The sequence below is a fragment of the Paracoccus sigandri genome, from assembly GCF_003709565.1.
GTDB classification, from domain to species: domain Bacteria; phylum Pseudomonadota; class Alphaproteobacteria; order Rhodobacterales; family Rhodobacteraceae; genus Paracoccus; species Paracoccus siganidrum.
This window is the reverse complement of the sequence record NZ_QNRC01000030.1, coordinates 19,955-37,291: the sequence shown is the minus strand read 5'-3', so window position 1 is coordinate 37,291 and position 17,337 is coordinate 19,955. Positions and strand designations below refer to the sequence as shown.

Genomic DNA, 17,337 nt, shown 5'->3' with positions numbered 1-17,337 from the left:
ATGGGCGCTGGAGAGCGGGCGCGCAAGTCCCGCGGGATCAGGCGTTCTGCGCGGCGCCGGCATGGAGGGCGCGGAACTTCTCCCATGCCTCGTTCAGGCGGCGGGTGCGGGCCTCGGCCAGCCGGACGGCCTCGGGCGGCAGGCCGCGGGCGATGGCGCGGTCGGGATGGGCCTCGCGGATCAGCTCGCGCCAGCGGCGGCGGGCCTCGGGCAGGGGCGTGTTGAGCGAGACGCCCAGCACGTCGCAGGGCGGGCAGCCCGCCTTCGGATCGTGGCGCGCGCGGATCGCGGCGATGCGGGCGGGCGGGATGCCGAAGATCCGCCCGACCTCGTCGATGAAGGCGATCTCGGCCTCGTGCATGTCGCCATCGGCGACGGCGATGATGCACAGCCCCTCCAGCACGTCGGTCAGGACCGGGTCGCCCGCCGGGAACATGGCGGCGATGCGCCGCGCCCAGGCGTCGAAGCCCGCCACGTCCTGCCGCGCCAGGTCGAAGACGCGGGCGGCGTTCTTTTCCTCGGCGCGCGGGATGATGAAGACGCGGCGGAAGGCGGCGACCTCGGAGCGGGCGACGGCGCCGTCGGCCTTGGCCAGCTTCGCCCCCAGCGCGATCACCGCGATGGTGAAGGCGACCGAGCGTTCCGGCGGGGTGACGGCGCGCGCGCTGCCCAGGAAGGCGGCCAGCCGGTCGGCGATCCGCTGCCAGAAGCTGCGGGGCTTCGGCAGTTCGGGGCAGCAGGGGCGGGTCACTTTCTGGTCCATGCCCCCCAGACTATCCGGCTTCGCGGCGGGGCGATAGGGGTGGGGCCTTGCGCCAAGCGCCCCCGCCGCCACCAGTGCCGCCGTGCTGGCCGCGCCCCAGAAGATTGCCGAATGGCCAAGCAGCCGCATCATCGACAGGACCGCCGCCGGCGTCATGGCGCCAGGTCCTTGCCCATCAGCACCAGGTCGTGAAACTGCCCGAACTTCCAGCCGGCCGCCGGGATCCGCCCCCATTCGGCGTAACCCATCCGCGCGTGGAAGGCGATCGAACCCTCGTTCGAGGCGGTGATGGCCCCGATCATCAGCCGGTGGCCGGCGGCGCGGGCGTGATCCTCGACCGCCTGCAGCAGCATCCGCCCCAACCCGCTGCCGCGCAGGCCGGGGGCGACATGGATCGTGTGTTCCATGCTGCGGGCATAGCCGGCGCCGCCGCGGAACTGGCCATAGGTCGCGAAACCGGCAAGCCCGCCGTCCTCGGCCTCGGCCACCAGGAAGGCGTGGCCCTGCGCCTGGCGCTCGGCGATCTGGGCGGCGATCTCGGCATCGCTGCGCTCGGTCGGCCAGAAGGTGATGGCGGTGTCGCGCACGATCGGGTTCCAGATCGCCCCGATGCCGGGTGCGTCCTGGGGCCGGGCGTCGCGCAGGCGGATCACAGCGCCACCTCGCCCGAGGGGGTGGAGAGCGTGACGCCGAAACGGTCGCCATGGCGCAGCCGGGGATCGGCCAGCGGCAGCGGGTCCAGCGGCAGGGTCAGGCGCGCCAGCCGCAGCCCGTGATCGGGCAGGCTGTCCGAGGGATGCGCCCCCGTGCCCCAGTCGATCAGCATCGGCCGGGCGTCGTCCTGCGGCATCTGGCCGCCGTCGGGCAGGGTGATGCGCCAGCGCAGGGCGCCGCGGCTAGCCTCGGCCAGGGTCGTGCCGGGGGGCGGCACCAGCGGATCGGCCCGCGCCACCCAGCCCGCCAGGCGGGGCGGGCCGTCGAATCTGTCCAGCCCGAACCAGCGGGGACGGGCAGGGGCCGGAGCTTCGGGGTCGATGGCGATCAGCTCCAGATATTCGCCCGGCCCCAGCGACAGCAGCATGTTATGCGTGCCCATCAGCGGGTGGCTGCCGCCCGGTTCGGGCGCGACGCCCAGCCGGTCGCGCAGCCAGCGCGCGCCTTCCGCAAGGCTGCGGGCGGCGATCGCGACGTGATCGAAACCCGGCACCTGCATCAGCTTCAGCCGCGATGCGCGCCGGCTGCCAGGTCGCGCACGAAATCCAGGATCTCGGGCACCGGGCGGCCTTCGCCGATCAGCTTGACGATGGCCGAGCCGACGACGCAGCCATCCGCCACCCCCGCCACCGCCTCGGCCGCCTCGGCCGAGGAGATGCCGAAGCCCACCACCACCGGCAGCCTGGCGCTGGCGCGGATGCGGGCGACCTCGGGGGCGACCTCGGCGGCGTTGGCGGCCGGGCCGCCGGTGATGCCGGTGACGCTGACGTAATAGACGAAGCCCGAGGTGTTCCTGACCACGGCGGGCAGGCGCCGGTCGTCGGTCGTGGGCGTGGCCAGCCGGATGAAGTTCAGCCCCGCGCGCGCGGCCGGCACGCACAGCTCGTCATCCTCCTCGGGCGGCAGGTCGACGACGATCAGCCCGTCCACGCCGGCCTCTTTCGCATCGGTCAGGAACTGATCGACCCCGCCGGGGCGCGCATAGATCGGGTTGTAATAGCCCATCAGCACGACCGGGGTGGTCGCGTCGGTCTTGCGGAACTCTTGCAGGATGGCCAGGGTCCGGGTGACGCTGCCCCCCGCCGCCAGCGCGCGCTGGCCGGCCGCCTGGATGGTCGGGCCGTCGGCCATCGGATCGGTGAAGGGCATCCCCAGCTCGATGATGTCGACGCCCGCGCCGGGCAGGCCGCGCATGATTTCCAGCGTGGTCGCGTCGTCGGGATCCGACGCCATGATATAGGTCACGAAGGCCTTTTTGCCCTCGGAGCGGAGACGCGCGAAAGTATCGTCGATTCTGGTCATGTCCGTCCCTGTCCTTGCCAAGGGCAGCACTAGCCCGCTTGGGCGGCAGGCGCAATCTTGCGCGGACTGGACTTGGCGCGGCATGCGGCCTAAGTAACCGCCGGATTGACGAAAGGGTCACAGCATGGGCTTCCGGATGGGGATCGTTGGACTGCCGAATGTCGGCAAATCCACGCTGTTCAACGCGCTGACGAAAACCGCCGCGGCGCAGGCCGCGAACTTCCCCTTCTGCACCATCGAGCCGAATGTGGGCGAGGTCGCGGTGCCCGATCCGCGCCTGGACAGGCTGGCCGGGATCGCCGGCAGCAAGCAGATCATCCCGACGCGGATCACCTTCGTGGACATCGCCGGCCTGGTGAAGGGCGCCAGCAAGGGCGAGGGCTTGGGCAACCAGTTCCTGGCCAATATCCGCGAGGTGGACGCCATCGCCCATGTGCTGCGCTGCTTCGAGGATGGCGACGTCACCCATGTCGAGGGCCGGGTCGATCCCATCGCCGATGCCGAGGTGATCGAGACCGAGCTGATGATCGCCGACATGGAATCGATCGAGCGGCGGCTGGCCAACCTGGCCCGCAAGCTGAAGGGCGGCGACAAGGAGGCCGTGGCGCAGGAACGCCTGCTGAAACAGGCGCTGGCCGTGCTGGAAGCCGGGCAGCCCGCCCGCACCGTCGAGGTGGCCGAGGACGACCGCAAGGCCTGGGCGATGCTGCAATTGCTGACCTCGAAGCCGGTGCTCTATGTCTGCAACGTGGCCGAGGACGAGGCGGCGGCCGGCAACGACTGGTCCGCGAAGGTCGCAGAAATGGCCGCGGCGCAGGGGGCGGGCCATGTGGTGATCTCGGCCCGGATCGAGGAAGAGATCAGCCAGCTGGACGCCGAGGAGGCCGCGCTGTTCCTGGGCGAGATGGGGCTGGACGAGGCCGGGCTGGACCGGCTGATCCGCGCCGGCTACGACCTCTTGGGCCTGCAGACCTATTTCACCGTCGGCCCCAAGGAGGCGCGCGCCTGGACCATCCGCAAGGGCACGCTGGCGCCGCAGGCCGCCGGCGAGATCCACGGCGATTTCGAGAAGGGCTTCATCCGCGCCGAGACCATCGCCTATGACGATTACGTCGCCGGCAATGGCGAGGCGGGCGCGCGCGAGGCCGGCAAGCTGCGGGTCGAGGGCAAGACCTACGAGGTCAAGGACGGCGACGTCCTGCATTTCCTGTTCAACGCCTGAGGGCGTTCAGCGCGCCGCCTGCAGGATGGCGCGCAGATCCCCGGCGTCCAGCGCGGCGGGATTGGCCTTCATCGACGACGACGTGGCCGCGGCCTCGGCCGCCAGCGCCTCGGCCTGCGCATCGATCCCCTGCGCCGCCAGACCCGGCAGCCCCTGGGCGCGCGACCATTCCGCCAGCCGGGCGCAGGCGGCGTCCAGCGGCAGGCCCGGTGCGTCGAAGGCGGCGGCGATCCATCCGGCGACCTGATCCATCCGCGCAGCCAGCGCCGGGTCCGTGCAGGCGCGGCGGTTCGCGGCCAGCCCATGGGGCAGCAGCGCGCCGCAGATCGCGCCATGCGCGGCCCCCGACAGCCCGCCAAGCGGTCCGGCCAGCCCATGCACCACGCCCAGCCCCGCATTGGCCAGCGCCAGCCCGCCGCAGAGGCTGGTCCAGGCCATCTCGTCCCGCGCGGCGGGGTCCTCGGCTTGCATCAGCGCGATCAGGGCGCGCAGCCCGCGCGGGATCGCGTCGCGGCAGAGCGCGTCGGTCAGCGGATTGGCGCGGGTGCAGATATAGGGCTCGATCACCTGCGTGATCGCGTCCAGCCCCGAGGCCAGCGTGACCGCGCGCGGGCAGCCATCGGTCAGCGAGGGGTCCACCAAGGCCAGGCGCGGCAGCATCCGCGCATCGCGCAGGCTGACCTTGCGGCGATGCTCGGGCACCGCGATCACGGCGTTGCGTGTGACCTCGGCGCCGGTCCCCGCGGTGGTCGGCAGGGCGACGAAGGGCAGGGGCGGCGCCTCCAGCGGCAGGCCGAGGCCGACGACCTCCAGGTGATCCAGCACCGGGCGCCGGGCCGGCACCAGCGCCGCGATGGCCTTGCCGGCATCGATGACCGCGCCGCCGCCGATCGACAGGACCAGATCCGCTTCCATGGCACGAGCGCGCCGCGTGGCGGCCTCGATCATCGGCAGATCAGGTTCAGTGGCGACCGAGATCGTCTCGACCGTGCAGCCCTCGGCCGACAGCGCCGCGCCCAGCCAGGCAACGCGGTCGCCGTTGCGCCCATGGACCAGCAGGACCCGCCGTCCCCAGCCCGCGATCCGCGCCGGAACCTGCGCCGCCTGGCCGCGTCCGAAAAGGATCTCTCCGGCGGTGGCAAAGAGGAAGGGATCGGTCATGACGGCTCCTGCAGCAGGGTGGATCTGCCTGTGGCATGATTCTCTGCCGGGCAAAAGGGGCGGGGGAACCGGACTGCGACCTTTTGTCCCCGTCCTGTCGGCGCATGGACATAATAATCATATTAAACAGGGTAAATGAACTTATTAACTATGATGCAGGCGCAGCGAATGAATCGTGGAACTCGTCCAAATAGACAGTCGGCAAGGCTTCGCTCATCTTGGGCGCTGTCACCGGGCGGACATGAGGCGCGGCAATACCCTCGAACCTGCCACCAAATAAGTTGGATTTTAGCGATTTACAGGGGGAATCGGGCCATCTTCCGGCACTTGCGGCATCATCAGGAAACGCCCTTATCACCATGAAATCGGACAAATAATGCAGGCATATTAGTGGATATGCCTCGGCCCGGCCAGCGATGGTCAGATATCCGCCGATTCCGGGCCTGGACCAGGCGGCCGTGTTGCAAATAAGTCCCGCTTTCCTTTAGTCTTTCGGACAACAAGAAGGCGTATCGCAGAATAAACTTCAGCTTCTGGTTGTTCAGAAAATCTTAAGGTGAACGGGCTAGTCTGCCCGGATCGCCGCGGAATCCTGCGGGCATGCCGATGTCATGAATGAGGGTCGTCTAGAATGGTTACGTCGTCAGTGAGTTCTTCCGGAAACCGCACGTCCTCCGCCTATGCCGAGGGACTGTCGGGCCGGATCTTCCTTGGCAGCCACATGTCCGATCCGCTGGCCTATCTTGCCGGGCAGGACGGAAACGGCGCCGCGCGCTTCGTCGCCGATCGCCTGCACTACAATGCCGCCAGCGGCCGCCTTGCGGATCTGCTTGGCGACGACGCCGACAGCCTCAGCCGGACCGCGCTTGGCCAGCGGTCGGAACTCTACGGCATGCGCCTGGACGGGCAGGTCTATCTGGAGGCGGGAACGCATCGCTTCGCCAGCAATTCCGATGACGGATTCCGCCTGACGATCAATGGGACAGTGGTCGCTCAACATGCCGGTGTCAGCAAGGGCGCGCCGGTCACCGGCACGATTTCGATCGACCGGGCCGGCTGGTACGATATCGGCATCGACTATTATCAGGCCTATAGCGGCGCGCAGCTGCAGATCCGCCACGGCGTGAATGGCGGGCAGATGCAGGTCCTGCAGGGCCCGGACCGGCTGCGCCACGCGGTCGAGGGCAATGCCGGGCAGGGCGGCGCCAATACCGCGCCCGACGCGCGCAACGACAGCTATACGCTGGCCGAGGACGGCGCGATCCGGATGAACCTGCTGGCCAATGACCGCGATGCCGATGGCGACAGCCTTGCCATCACCGCGCTGGGGCGCCCCGCGAACGGGCAGGTGACGCTGAACGCGGACGGCACGGTGACCTATCGGCCGAACGCGGATTACAACGGCAGCGACAGCTTCACCTATACGGTCAGCGACGGGCGCGGCGGCTCTGACACGGCGCGGGTGAACCTGACCGTCACGCCCGAGAACGACGCGCCCGTCCGCAGCGGCCGCGCCCCCTCCTCGATCGAGACCGACGAGGGCGAGGTGCTGCGCATCGACCTGAGCCGCTATTTCCGCGACGTCGATGGCGACGCGCTGACCTACAGCGTCTCGGGGGCACGATTTGCCCGCGTGAAGGACAACATGCTGATCGTCAGCCCCGAGGAAGGCCAGGACGGCGACTATACGCTGCGGATCACGGCCCGCGATCCCTCGGGCGCCTCGGTGGCGCTGAACCTGCCGCTGACCGTCCACGACACCTTCGTGCCGCCTCCGGCCGGCTCGGCGAACCGCGCGCCCCAGGCCGTCAACGACCGCGCCAGCGTCAACGAGGACGGATCGGTCCGCATCAACCTTCTGGCCAATGACAGCGATCCCGATGGCGACCGCCTCAGCATCGCCAACCTGGGCCGTCCGGGGAACGGGACGGTGGTGAACAATGGCGACGGCACGGTGACCTATCGCCCGAATGCCGACTATAACGGCACCGACAGCTTCACCTATCGCGTCAGCGACGGCAATGGCGGCAGCGCGCAGGCCACGGTGACGGTCAATGTCCGGCCGGTGAACGACGCGCCGGTGGCCGTCGACGACAGTGGCTTCTCGGTTGCCGCGGGCGGCTCGCTGCATTTCAACGGTAGCGACCTGCTGGCCAATGACAGCGATGTCGATGGCGACGCGCTGACCATCATCGGGGTCGAGAACGTCTCGGGCGGCTCGGCCATGCTGATGGGCGACGGCGTGCATTTCAACGCCGGCGCCGCCGGCACGGCCAGCTTCGACTATATCGTCTCGGACGGCAATGGCGGCACCGACCGCGCCCGCGTCACCATCGAGGTGGGCGGCTCGGGCAGCGGCGGCGGAACCGGCGGCGGACACGGGGGCGGACATGGCGGGGGCCATGGCGGCCACGGCGGGCATGAGCTGATCGATCCGCCGCAGACCGCGGCCGAGATCCGCGCCTTCGTCCGCGAGGTCATGAGCGCGCCCGAACATTCGGCGCATCACCCCAATGCCGCGCCGGACCATGACGGGTCGCTGCGCCTGGTGCCGCGGTCCGAGGCGACGCATGTCGCGGTCAATCACGGCGATTGGAACGATCCCTCTACCTGGCACAATGGCGAGGTTCCGGGCGCCGGTGCGCGGGTGCTGATCCCCGAAGGGATCGCGGTCGCCTATGGCGAGGTCAACAATGCCTCGCTGTTCACGGTCCGCGTCGATGGCGTTCTCGACTTCGCCACCGACCAGGACAGCCGGATGCTGGTCGATACGCTGGTCGTGTCGCCCTCGGGCCATCTGATCATCGGGACCGAGGACGATCCGGTCCGCGCCAACGTGAATGTCGACATCGTCTTCGCCGACAACGGCAACATCAATACCGGCTGGGATGCGTCGCTGCTGTCGCGCGGCCTGCTGTCGCACGGCTCGGCCACGATCCACGGCGCCGAGAAGACCTCGCATGTGAAGGTCGAGGTCGATGCGATGGCCGGCGACAACCGGCTGGTCCTGTCCGAGGTGCCCGAGGGCTGGCGCGTGGGCGACAAGCTGGTCCTGACCGGCACCCATCAGCAGGGCTGGAACTGGAACAACGCCACCAGGCAGACCGAGGTCTCCGAATCGCAGGACGAGGAGGTCACCATCCGCGCGATCAACGGCAACACGATCGTGCTGGACCGTCGGCTGACCTATGACCACGACACGCCGCGCGACGACCTCAAGGCCTATGTCGCCAACATGACGCGCAACGTCACCTTTTCCAGCGAGGGGGGCGAGGACCTGCCGGTCCACCAGCGCGGCCATGTGATGTTCATGCACAGCGACGATGTCGACGTGCGCTATGCCGCCTTCGAGGACCTGGGCCGCACCGACAAGTCGCGCCCCGCCTTCGACATCGGCGATCTGGGCACGGTCACCGCGACCAGCAACATCCAGACCCGCTATCCGTTCCATTTCCACGAAACCGGCGTCAGCGACCTGGAAAATCCGGCCATCGCCATCGGCAACGTGGTCGACGGCTCGCCCGGCTGGGGCTATGTCCACCATTCGAGCAACGCCAATTTCACCAACAACGTCGCCTTCAACGTCTTCGGCGCCGCCTTCGTCGCCGAGGACGGCAACGAGACCGGGATCTGGTACCGCAACATCGCGATCAAGTCCGAGGGCATCGGCTATGGCGACTGGGCGGTGAAACAGGAATCCGACCTCCAGCGCGGCGACAACGGCCGCACGGGCGATGGCTTCTTCTTCGCCGGCCGTCTGGTGGAAGCGGCCGAGAACGTCGCGGCGAATACGACCAACGGCTATGTCTGGCTGCATCGCGGCGACCGCGACAGCGTGGACATGAGGACCTCGCACCATCCCGAACTGGCCTATGGCCAGAGCCGTGCGACCACCGACACGCCTCCGATCCAGGGCTTTTACGACAACGAGGCCTTCGGCACGAATACCGGCCTGATCGTGATCAAGGCCAATCCCGACCAGGGGCATGACGTCCGCAGCGTCTTCGACGGTTTCCTGAACTGGGAGACGCGCGAGGGGATCAATGTCAGCTATACCTCGCATTACACCTTCCTGAATGTCGACCTGGTCGGAGAGCGGGGGGCCAATGGCGGGTATAGCGGCGCGACGGGGGCCGGCATCCTGCTTGGGACGAACGCCTTCGACATGGTCGTCAACGGCGCCAGGATCGCCGGCTTCCAGAACGCCTATGACCTCAGGCAGAACGTCAGCACCGACGGTGTGCCGTCGCAGAACTTCCGCAACATCGTCATCGACGCCGAACTGAGCGATATCCGCGGTGCGACGGTGGTGGGGGCTGTCAACGGGCAGCTGAGGCAGATGGATTCCTCGCAACTGGTCAGCGACCGGCTGCGCTTCGATTTCAGCGGAGACCGGGTCATCTCGCCCTCGGAAAACATGTTCTTCGACGGCACCAAATACGACTCGATCGGCGCGGTCGGCCGCAGCTTCGACATGGAGCGGCAGGGGATCTGGAGCTGGGACAAGGATGCGCTGCTCGGCAGCAACGGCTTCCATCGGCTGCCCGACGGCACGCCGGTCCTGCTTGTCGCCGATTACATCGCCGACCGCGCCACGGGGCAGCTGAGCAAGCATACCCTTGTCTTCGAGCTGGATTACAGCGCCTCGCAACTGTCCCGCTTCACGGATCACGGGGTGGTCCGGCTGGGTGGCCCGGCGCCGATCGCCAACAATGATCGCGCGACGACCGGCATGAACCAGTCGGTCCGGATCGACCTGGTGGCGAATGATCGCGATCCCGACGGCGGACGGGTCTATGTCGACGGCCTGACCGATCCGCGCAACGGCGATGTCTTCCTGCAGGATGACGGGACCGTGCTCTATCGTCCCAATTTCGGCTTCACCGGCAGCGACAGCTTCTATTACTGGGCTGCCGACGAGGAAGGAAACTACACCCGCGGTCGTGCGGATATCGTCGTGACCGAATCCACGATGATGCATGCAATGGCCGGATCGGACATGCTGGACTTCTAGCATGCCGCTGCATCAGTGGGTCCTTGGCGCGGCGCGGCCCTGATCAGGCTGGATGCCGCGTTCGAGGGCCTCTGCACCGGTTTCGGCCGCTCCTCATCCCAGCGGAGCGGCCGATTCGGGCCGGGCTGATCCAGATACCGTTCTCGATCCGCTTCGGGCGTCGGCTGCTGACATAGGCCAGGCGCTGATCTTGCCGAGCTTCCCCGCCGCATCCGTCCTGCCCGCCTCAGGATCAGCGCGATGGCCAGGTTGACGATATCGATCCCCGCCATATGCGCGGCTTACCGGCCACGGCCGCCTTCCTGCGCTGGCCCGCATTGGAAAGACGAAGGTCGATGTTTTCCACCGTCACGGCGGCCAGGGCGACGAGATCCGTAATCCATTTCTCGCGACGCTGCCATGCTGCGCTTTCGGCAAGTCCCGTTTCGATGAACGGAAACGGACCAGCTGCCGGAAACACGTCGCCTGGACCCGTCAGGAGCACGCTTCGCCAGCGCCGCATTCCTGCCCGGCATCGCCGAGATCCCCGAGGATCACGCATTCCGCCGCGGGACCGCCGGCGCATTCGATCTCGCAGCGCGCGACGAATTCCTCCAGGCTGCGCTCCAGCTTCCTCATCTCGGCGATTTTCTGGCGGAGGCTGGCCAGGTGGCTGCCCGCAAGGTCGCGTGCTTCGAAGCAGTTCCGGTCGCGGCTGGTCGACAGGGCGACGAGATCGCGCACCTGCTCGACCGGGAAGCCGAAATCCCTGCAGCGGCGGATGAAGGTCAAGAGCTTCGCATCCGATTCCGCATAGATCCGCCTGCCGCCCCCGGTCCGCGCGGCCTTCGGGACAAGCCCGATCTCCTCGTAGAAGCGGATCGTCGGCACCGAACATCCCGTGCGCTCGGCCAGTTCGCCGATGCTCAGCCTGCCGGCCTTCACCGTTTCGTGTTGCATCGCTGCTTGCTCCTCAAGTTACTTGAGGAAGTAGCCTCCCGTCATCGTTCAATCAAGACGGAGACCCGCAATGAGACCCATGACCGCCGCATTGGCCATCGGAGGCGCCTGCGCCGCCTGCTGTGCATTTCCGGTCGCCGCCGGGCTGGGCATCTTCGCCGCCGCGGGCGGGGCCGCCTATCTGGGCGGCATCGCCGGGGGCGCGATCATCCTGGGCCTGGCCGGACCTGGCTGGTACCTGCTGCGCCGCCGCCGTCGGGCAATGCCTTCCACGGCGCTGCCCGCCCCGGCCTGCGGCTGCGCCGGGCCGAAACTGCCGGCGCCCGGACAGGACGCGGCGCCGGATGTCATCGCCTGCACACTGATGGCCGAGGATTTCAGAAGCCGCGCCGCCTGGATCAGGGACCTTGCCAGGCGGCACCTGAAGGCCGCCACGCGCTCCCCGCTGTCGCTTCATCTGGTCTACCGGCCGGAAGCCGCCGGCGACATCCGCGAGATGCTGCGCAGGGAACGGGAATGCTGCGCCTTCCTGCGCTTCGAGCTGAGGGTCGCGGATGACGGGGTTCATCTTCTCATCACCGCCCCCGAAGCCGCGCGGGCGCCGGCCGACATGCTGTTCGACCATTTCGCGCCGGATCTCGCGAATCCGCAAGCCGCCTGAACGAAAGGAACGTGGCCCTGGACCCCTGACGCCTCATGCTGGCGGCAGCGGCCCCCATGCCGGCGATGCCTGCCGGTGCCGCGTCAGGCTATCGCTCGCGGAAGGCGCGGTTGAACTGGTCGGTCAGCGGCTTGGCAAGGTAAGAGATCGCGCTGCGCTCCTCGGTGGTGACGAAGACCTCGACCGGCATTCCGGGCATCAGCTGCAACCCGGCCAGCTTCGCCAGCTCGGCGGGGCCGACCTCGATATCGCCGGCATAGAAGCTGTCGCCGGTGGTGCCGCTGCGCGAGGTGGCCGCCGCCACATAGGTCATCACGCCTTCAAGCTCGGGGGTGGTGCGCTGGTTGAAGGCCGAGAAGCGCAGCCGGGCGGTCTGGCCCACGGCGATCTGATCGATGCTGGCGGGGGCGAATTGTGCCGCGATCTTCAGCCGCGCATCTTCGGGAACGATGGTCGCCAGCACTTCGGCCGGGGTGATCACGCCGCCGATCGTGTGGACCTTCATCTCGTTCACCACACCCGAGATCGGCGCGCGGATATCGGTGCGGGTCAGCCGGTCCTCGATCGCGGCGCGGCGGTCCTGCAATTCCGAGATGCGGGTCTCGACAAGGCTCAGCTCGCGCTGCGCCTCGGTGCGGGCGGTTTCGTCGATGGCGATGACCTGCAGGCGCACCTCGCTGGTCCGGGTCCGGGCGCGGGCGATGGCCGCCTCGATCTCGCCGCGCTCGCCCAGCAGCCGGCTGCGTTCGCGTCCGGTGGCGAAGACGCGCGAGATCTCGACCAGCCGCGCCTCGGTCAGGGCCGAGATCCTCAGGTGTTCCGCCTCGACCAGCTCGATCTCTTCCAGCTTGGCGGCGCGCTGCGCCTCCAGCCCGGCGATCTCCTCGCCGATCTGCACGATGCCCAGTTCAAGCTGCTGCTTGCGGCTTTCGCGGTTCAGGCGGTTGCCGTCGAACAGCCGCGTTTCGCCGGCCAGAAGGCTGGCGATCTCGGGCGCGGTGTCGTCCAGGTCCGGCGGGAAGGCGATGGCGGGCTGGTCGTCGCGTTCGGCGATCAGCCGCGCCTGCCGCGCCGCCAGCTCGATCAGCTGCGAGCTGGTGATCGACAGTTCCGCCCGCGTCTGCGCGTCGTCGAGGCGGAACATGACCTGGCCCGCCGTCACCCGGTCGCCCTCGCGGACCGCGATGCTGCTGACGATGCCGCCGTCGCGATGCTGGATCAGCTTCAGGTTCTGGTCCACCGCCACCTCGCCCTGGGCGATCACCGCGCCGGTCAGTTGCGCCGTCGCCGCCCAGCCGCCGACGCCAAGCACCAGCGCCATGCCCAGCAGGAACCCGGCGGTGACGCGCGCGCGAAGGCGAAACCGCCCGTCATCGGCTTCTGCGGGGTTCGTTCTGTCCTTGCCCATGACGGGTCCTCCTGCGCGTCAGGCCAGCCCATGCTCGACGATCACCAGCAGATGGCGACCTTCCAGCGTGATGGTGGTCTCGTAGATGTCGTCGCGGTTGAAATCGGCCTCGATCACGGTCCGGTCGATGCTGTCGTCGCTTTCGTGGCGAAAGCGGATGCGGATATCGTCATCGTCGAAATCCTCGCCGTAGATCTTCTCGAATTCATCCTCGTGGCGGTCGATGATCCGCTCGAACAGGTCGTATTTCGACATGCGCAGCCGGTCCCCGACCTTGAAATCCGTGATCTCGAAACTGCGCGTCGCGGTCGCGGCCTCGGGATCGGACGGCACCGTCGGGGCCAGGAATTCGAAGAGATTGTCGCCCCCGCCGCCCTCCAGGCAGAACGGGTCGTCGCCCAGGATGAAATGATCGTCGCCCTGGCCGCCGCTGACCGCCTCGAAGCCGGTGATGCTGTCGGTGCCGATCTCGACCCCGCTGACGATACCGGCATCCAGGTCGATCAGCAGGCAGTCCTCGGCGGCGGAATAGTCCAGCTTGTCCATGCCCTCGCCGCCGTCCAGGCTGCTGTCGCCACCGTCCAGCGCCGCGATGACGTGGTCGTCGCCGGCACCGGCGATCACGTTCTCGAAGCCGGTGATCGCATCCGTGCCGATCTCCTCGCCGCTGGCAAACCCGTCCTGAAGATCGATCACCAGGCTGTCGGTGGCGGCGGAGTAGTCCAGCGTATCCACGCCCTCGCCGCCGTCCAGGCTGCTGTCGCCGCCGTCCAGCGCCGCGATGACGTGATCGTCGCCGGCACCGGCGATCACGTTCTCGAAGCCGGTGATCGCATCCGTGCCGATCTCTTCGCCGCTGGCAAGCCCGTCCTGCAGGTCGATTGTCAGGCTGTCGGTGGCGGCGGAGTAGTCCAGCGTATCCACGCCCGCGCCGCCGTCATAGACATCATCGGCCGCGTCCAGCGCCGCGATGACATGGTCGTCGCCCCGACCGCCCCGGACCACGTCCGAACCCAGGCCGTCGCTGAGGACATCGTTGCCCGCGCCGCCCTCCAGCAGGTCGTCGCCGTCGCCCCCGATCAGCACGTCGTCGCCGGCCCTGCCGTAAAGGCTGTCATTGCCGGTGCCGCCGTCCAGATAGTCGTCGCCCGCGCCACCATCCAGCAGGTCGTCGCCGGCCTCGCCATGGATGATGTCGTCGCCCTCCTGGCCGAAGATGCGGTCGTCGCCGGCGCCGCCCCACAGGTGATCGTCGCCCCGGCCGCCGAAGATCACGTCGTCACCGTCGCCGCCGAAAACCGTGTCGTTGCCGTCGCCGGCGATGATGTGGTCGTTGCCGCGCCCGCCGCGCACCACGTCGGCGCCGCCGCCGGCATCGATATTGTCATCCCCGTCGCCGCCGTCGATATCCTCGGCGCAGGCGCCGCCCAGCAGGTTGTCATCCCCGTCCGTGCCCTGGATGAAATGCCGCTCGAAGACCGTGAAATGCGCGGTCTGGGTGATCGAGGCCTGACCGTCGCCGATCTCGTAGCTCAGCGTGACCGGGCCGCTGTAGCCGGGATCGGGGCGATAGTCCCAGCCGCTGTCGGTGCGGATCACCGTCCCGGCCGAGGCGGTGACATGATGCACCGACAGCGCGTCGCCATCGGGATCCTCGGCATGGCGCAGCAACTGGGCCAGCCCGATCGCCAGGACCGCGCAAGAGGCCATGTCGGCCAGTTGGACCGGCCCGGAAACACGCGGCGGGCGGTTGCCGCCCTCGGGCGGGGGATCACCGTCGTCGTCATCTTCCTTCGGTTTCGGGTCGGCGGGCTTGTCGTCGGCGGGCGGGGCCACGCCGGCCTCGGGGGCCGGGCTGGCGGAACCGGGCGCGACCCTGGGCGCGTCGGGACGGTTGTCATTCGCGACCGCGCGCCCCGGAAGGGCAAGCGGCGCCTGCAGCCAGGGGATGGCCAGGCCCGGCGCCTCGACCTGAACGGATTTCACCGGCAGGGCGGGTCCGGGGGCAAGCCCGGCGGGACCGCCGGCGACCGGCGCCACGTCCGGCGGCGCCTGATGCTCTGGCCCGGCATCCGGGGACGCCCTGGGCGGGGCGGGGGACAAGATCCCGGCCTCGGGCGCCGGCACGTCCTGCGCCGCCTTCTGCGGAAGGGGGGGCGTCGCCTCCTGCCCCCAGGCCGGGAAGATCGATTTCAGATACAGGCCCAGCCAGACCAGCGCGGCGCCGAAGACATAGGGCGCGCGGCCGTCCCCGTCGGGCGCCTTCGCATAGCGTTCCGCGGCGGTGGTTTCGGCCGCGCCGGACCGGGTGCCCTTGACCTTGATGATCATGCCGTGACGCGCGCCGTTGCCGGGGCACGCTCCTTCCTGTCGGTTTCCGCGGCGTCGGGGTCGACCCGCACGGGCCGGGCGATGATCTCCTCCTTGGGACCGAAGGCGGTCATCCTGCCGTTCTGGACCACCGCGACCAGGTCCACCGCCGCCAGCGCGCTGGGGCGATGGGCGATCACCACCACGATGCCGCCGCGCGCCTTGACCGCGTTGATCGCCGCCGTCAGCGCCGCCTCGCCCTCGCCATCCAGGTTCGAGTTCGGCTCGTCCAGCACCACCAGGAAGGGATCGCCATACAGCGCGCGGGCAAGGCCGATGCGCTGCCGCTGGCCGCCGGACAGCGCGATCCCCATCGGCCCCAGCGCGGTGTGATAGCCGTCGGGCAGCCGCACGATCATCTCGTGCACGCCCGCCGCCCTGGCGGCATCGACGATGCGGCGCGGGTCGGGATCGGGTTCCAGGCGCGAGATGTTTTCCTGGATATCGCCCTCCAGCAGCGCGACGTCCTGCGGCAGATAGCCGATATGGCGGCCGAGGGTCTCGTCGTCCCATTGCCCCAGCTCGGCATCGTCCAACCGGATGCTGCCGCGCAGGGCGGGCCAGATGCCGGTCAGCGCCCGCGCCAGCGTGGTCTTGCCGCCGCCGCTGGGGCCGATGACGCCAAGCGCCTGGCCCGGCGACAGGGTGAAGCCGACCTCGCTCAGCAGCACGCGGCCGCTGTCGGGGGCGGCGATGGTCAGGTTCTCGACCTTCAGCGAGTGGCTGGGCGGGGGCAGGGGCATCGGCGCCTCGGCCTCGGCCAGGGCGACGACGGTTTCCTTCAGCCGCCGGAAGGCCGCGCGGGCGGCGACCACGCCCTTCCAGTTGGCGATGGCCATGTCGATCGGCGCCAGCGCGCGGGCCGAGGCGACCGAGGCTGCGATGATCGCGCCGGGCGACAGCTCGCCCCGGATGGTCAGGAAGGCGCCGAGGCCAAGGACCGCCGATTGCAGGATCATCCGCAGCACGCGCGAGATCGCGCCGAAGGTGCCGCCGACATCGTTCGCCCGCGTCTGCAGGCCCAGATGCTCGTCATTGGCGCGGGTGAAGCGGCTGACCGCACGGGCGCCGAAGCCCATCGCCTTGACGATCTCGGCGTTGCGGGCATTGGAATCGGCGATGGCGTTGCGGGCGATCATCGCCTTCTGCGAGGCCTCGTTCAGGCGCCGGGTCATCAGCTCGGTGATGATGGTCAGGATCGCCAGCACGAAGGCGCCGCCAAGCGTCAGCGCCCCCAGCCAGGGATGCAGCAGATAGACGAAGGCCACGAACAGCGGCACCCAGGGCAGGTCGAACAGCGCGACCGGCCCCTGGCTGCCCAGGAAGCCGCGCACCGTGTCGACGTCGCGGCCCCGCTCCAGCGCCTCGGAGGTGGAAAAGCCGAAGCGCGGCATGTCGATCGCCACCTGATGGGCCAGCGGTGCCAGCCTGCGGTCCAGCCGCGCCCCGATCCGCACCAGGATCTGCGAGCGGATGATGTCGAACAGCCCCTGCGAGAAATAGAGCCCGATGGCTAGGATCGAGATCGCCAGCAGCGTCGGCACGCTGCCCGAGGTCAGCGCCCGGTCATAGATCTGCAGCATGTAGAAGGCACCGGTCAGCGCCAGGACGCTGATGATGCCCGATATGCCGAACAGAAAGACGAGGATCCCGCGATATCCCCGGATCAGGTTCGCGGCGCCCCTGCGTCTCGCCGCCTTCGTCACATCCCTGCCACGCATCGAAACTTACCTAACTACCTTGCCGGAAAGGAACCCGCCGGCCGTCTGGGGCCGGTCGGCGG

The 17,337-nt window shown here is 68.8% G+C and carries 13 protein-coding genes; 3 read left to right on the top strand and 10 right to left on the bottom strand.

Annotated elements, in window-relative coordinates; genetic code table 11:
* Positions 1-37 precede the first annotated feature (37 nt).
* From C9E82_RS19600 to trpA, 4 genes are all read right to left on the bottom strand, one after another.
* Complete coding sequence (locus tag C9E82_RS19600; RefSeq protein WP_119898683.1) at positions 38-763, bottom strand: molecular chaperone DjiA; 726 nt, start codon at positions 761-763, stop codon at positions 38-40.
* Positions 764-915: 152 nt separating this feature from the next.
* The gene (locus tag C9E82_RS19595) at positions 916-1,416 is read right to left on the bottom strand and encodes a GNAT family N-acetyltransferase (protein ID WP_240643579.1); all 501 of its coding nucleotides are present in this window, start codon (positions 1,414-1,416) and stop codon (positions 916-918) included.
* A complete protein-coding gene (locus C9E82_RS19590) occupies positions 1,413-1,976 on the bottom strand; it encodes a VOC family protein (protein ID WP_119898674.1) in 564 nt (187 codons plus the stop codon). Before C9E82_RS19590 ends, C9E82_RS19595 begins: the two co-directional genes overlap by 4 nt.
* 5 nt (positions 1,977-1,981) lie before the next feature.
* Positions 1,982-2,779, bottom strand: coding sequence for a tryptophan synthase subunit alpha (trpA, locus tag C9E82_RS19585; protein ID WP_119898675.1), 798 nt, complete (start codon positions 2,777-2,779; stop codon positions 1,982-1,984).
* Positions 2,780-2,903: 124 nt separating this feature from the next.
* On the opposite strand from trpA, the gene ychF reads away from it, so the two are divergent.
* Entirely contained in the window at positions 2,904-4,001 is a 1,098-nt protein-coding gene (gene ychF / locus C9E82_RS19580; protein WP_119898676.1) for a redox-regulated ATPase YchF, read from the top strand.
* A 6-nt stretch (positions 4,002-4,007) separates the two neighbouring features.
* On the opposite strand, the gene C9E82_RS19575 is transcribed toward ychF, so the two are convergent.
* Entirely contained in the window at positions 4,008-5,162 is a 1,155-nt protein-coding gene (locus C9E82_RS19575) for an iron-containing alcohol dehydrogenase (protein WP_119898677.1), read from the bottom strand.
* A gap of 646 nt (positions 5,163-5,808) precedes the next feature.
* Here C9E82_RS19575 and C9E82_RS19570 point away from each other — a divergent pair.
* Complete coding sequence (locus C9E82_RS19570) at positions 5,809-10,176, top strand: Ig-like domain-containing protein (protein WP_170162098.1); 4,368 nt, start codon at positions 5,809-5,811, stop codon at positions 10,174-10,176.
* Positions 10,177-10,408: 232 nt separating this feature from the next.
* On the opposite strand, the gene C9E82_RS24640 is transcribed toward C9E82_RS19570, so the two are convergent.
* Together C9E82_RS24640 and C9E82_RS19565 are read right to left on the bottom strand one after the other, a co-directional pair.
* Entirely contained in the window at positions 10,409-10,660 is a 252-nt protein-coding gene (locus tag C9E82_RS24640; protein WP_183154120.1) for a hypothetical protein, read from the bottom strand.
* Positions 10,651-11,115 carry a MerR family transcriptional regulator gene (locus C9E82_RS19565; RefSeq protein ID WP_119898679.1) on the bottom strand — a complete coding sequence of 155 codons (465 nt, stop codon included), beginning with the start codon at positions 11,113-11,115 and terminating at the stop codon, positions 10,651-10,653. Before C9E82_RS19565 ends, C9E82_RS24640 begins: the two co-directional genes overlap by 10 nt.
* A gap of 70 nt (positions 11,116-11,185) precedes the next feature.
* Between C9E82_RS19565 and C9E82_RS19560 the strand changes: the two genes are divergently transcribed.
* A complete protein-coding gene (locus C9E82_RS19560) occupies positions 11,186-11,776 on the top strand; it encodes a hypothetical protein (RefSeq protein WP_119898680.1) in 591 nt (196 codons plus the stop codon).
* An 88-nt stretch (positions 11,777-11,864) separates the two neighbouring features.
* Here C9E82_RS19560 and C9E82_RS19555 read toward each other — a convergent pair whose 3' ends face one another.
* The 3 genes from C9E82_RS19555 to C9E82_RS19545 are packed head-to-tail and all read right to left on the bottom strand — an operon-like array spanning position 11,865 to position 17,275.
* Positions 11,865-13,184 carry an HlyD family type I secretion periplasmic adaptor subunit gene (locus C9E82_RS19555; RefSeq protein WP_119898681.1) on the bottom strand — a complete coding sequence of 440 codons (1,320 nt, stop codon included), beginning with the start codon at positions 13,182-13,184 and terminating at the stop codon, positions 11,865-11,867.
* Between the two features lie 18 nt (positions 13,185-13,202).
* Positions 13,203-15,515, bottom strand: coding sequence for a calcium-binding protein (locus C9E82_RS19550; protein WP_122449368.1), 2,313 nt, complete (start codon positions 15,513-15,515; stop codon positions 13,203-13,205).
* The gene (locus C9E82_RS19545; protein ID WP_119898502.1) at positions 15,512-17,275 is read right to left on the bottom strand and encodes a type I secretion system permease/ATPase; all 1,764 of its coding nucleotides are present in this window, start codon (positions 17,273-17,275) and stop codon (positions 15,512-15,514) included. Before C9E82_RS19545 ends, C9E82_RS19550 begins: the two co-directional genes overlap by 4 nt.
* Between the last annotated feature and the right edge of the window lie 62 nt (positions 17,276-17,337).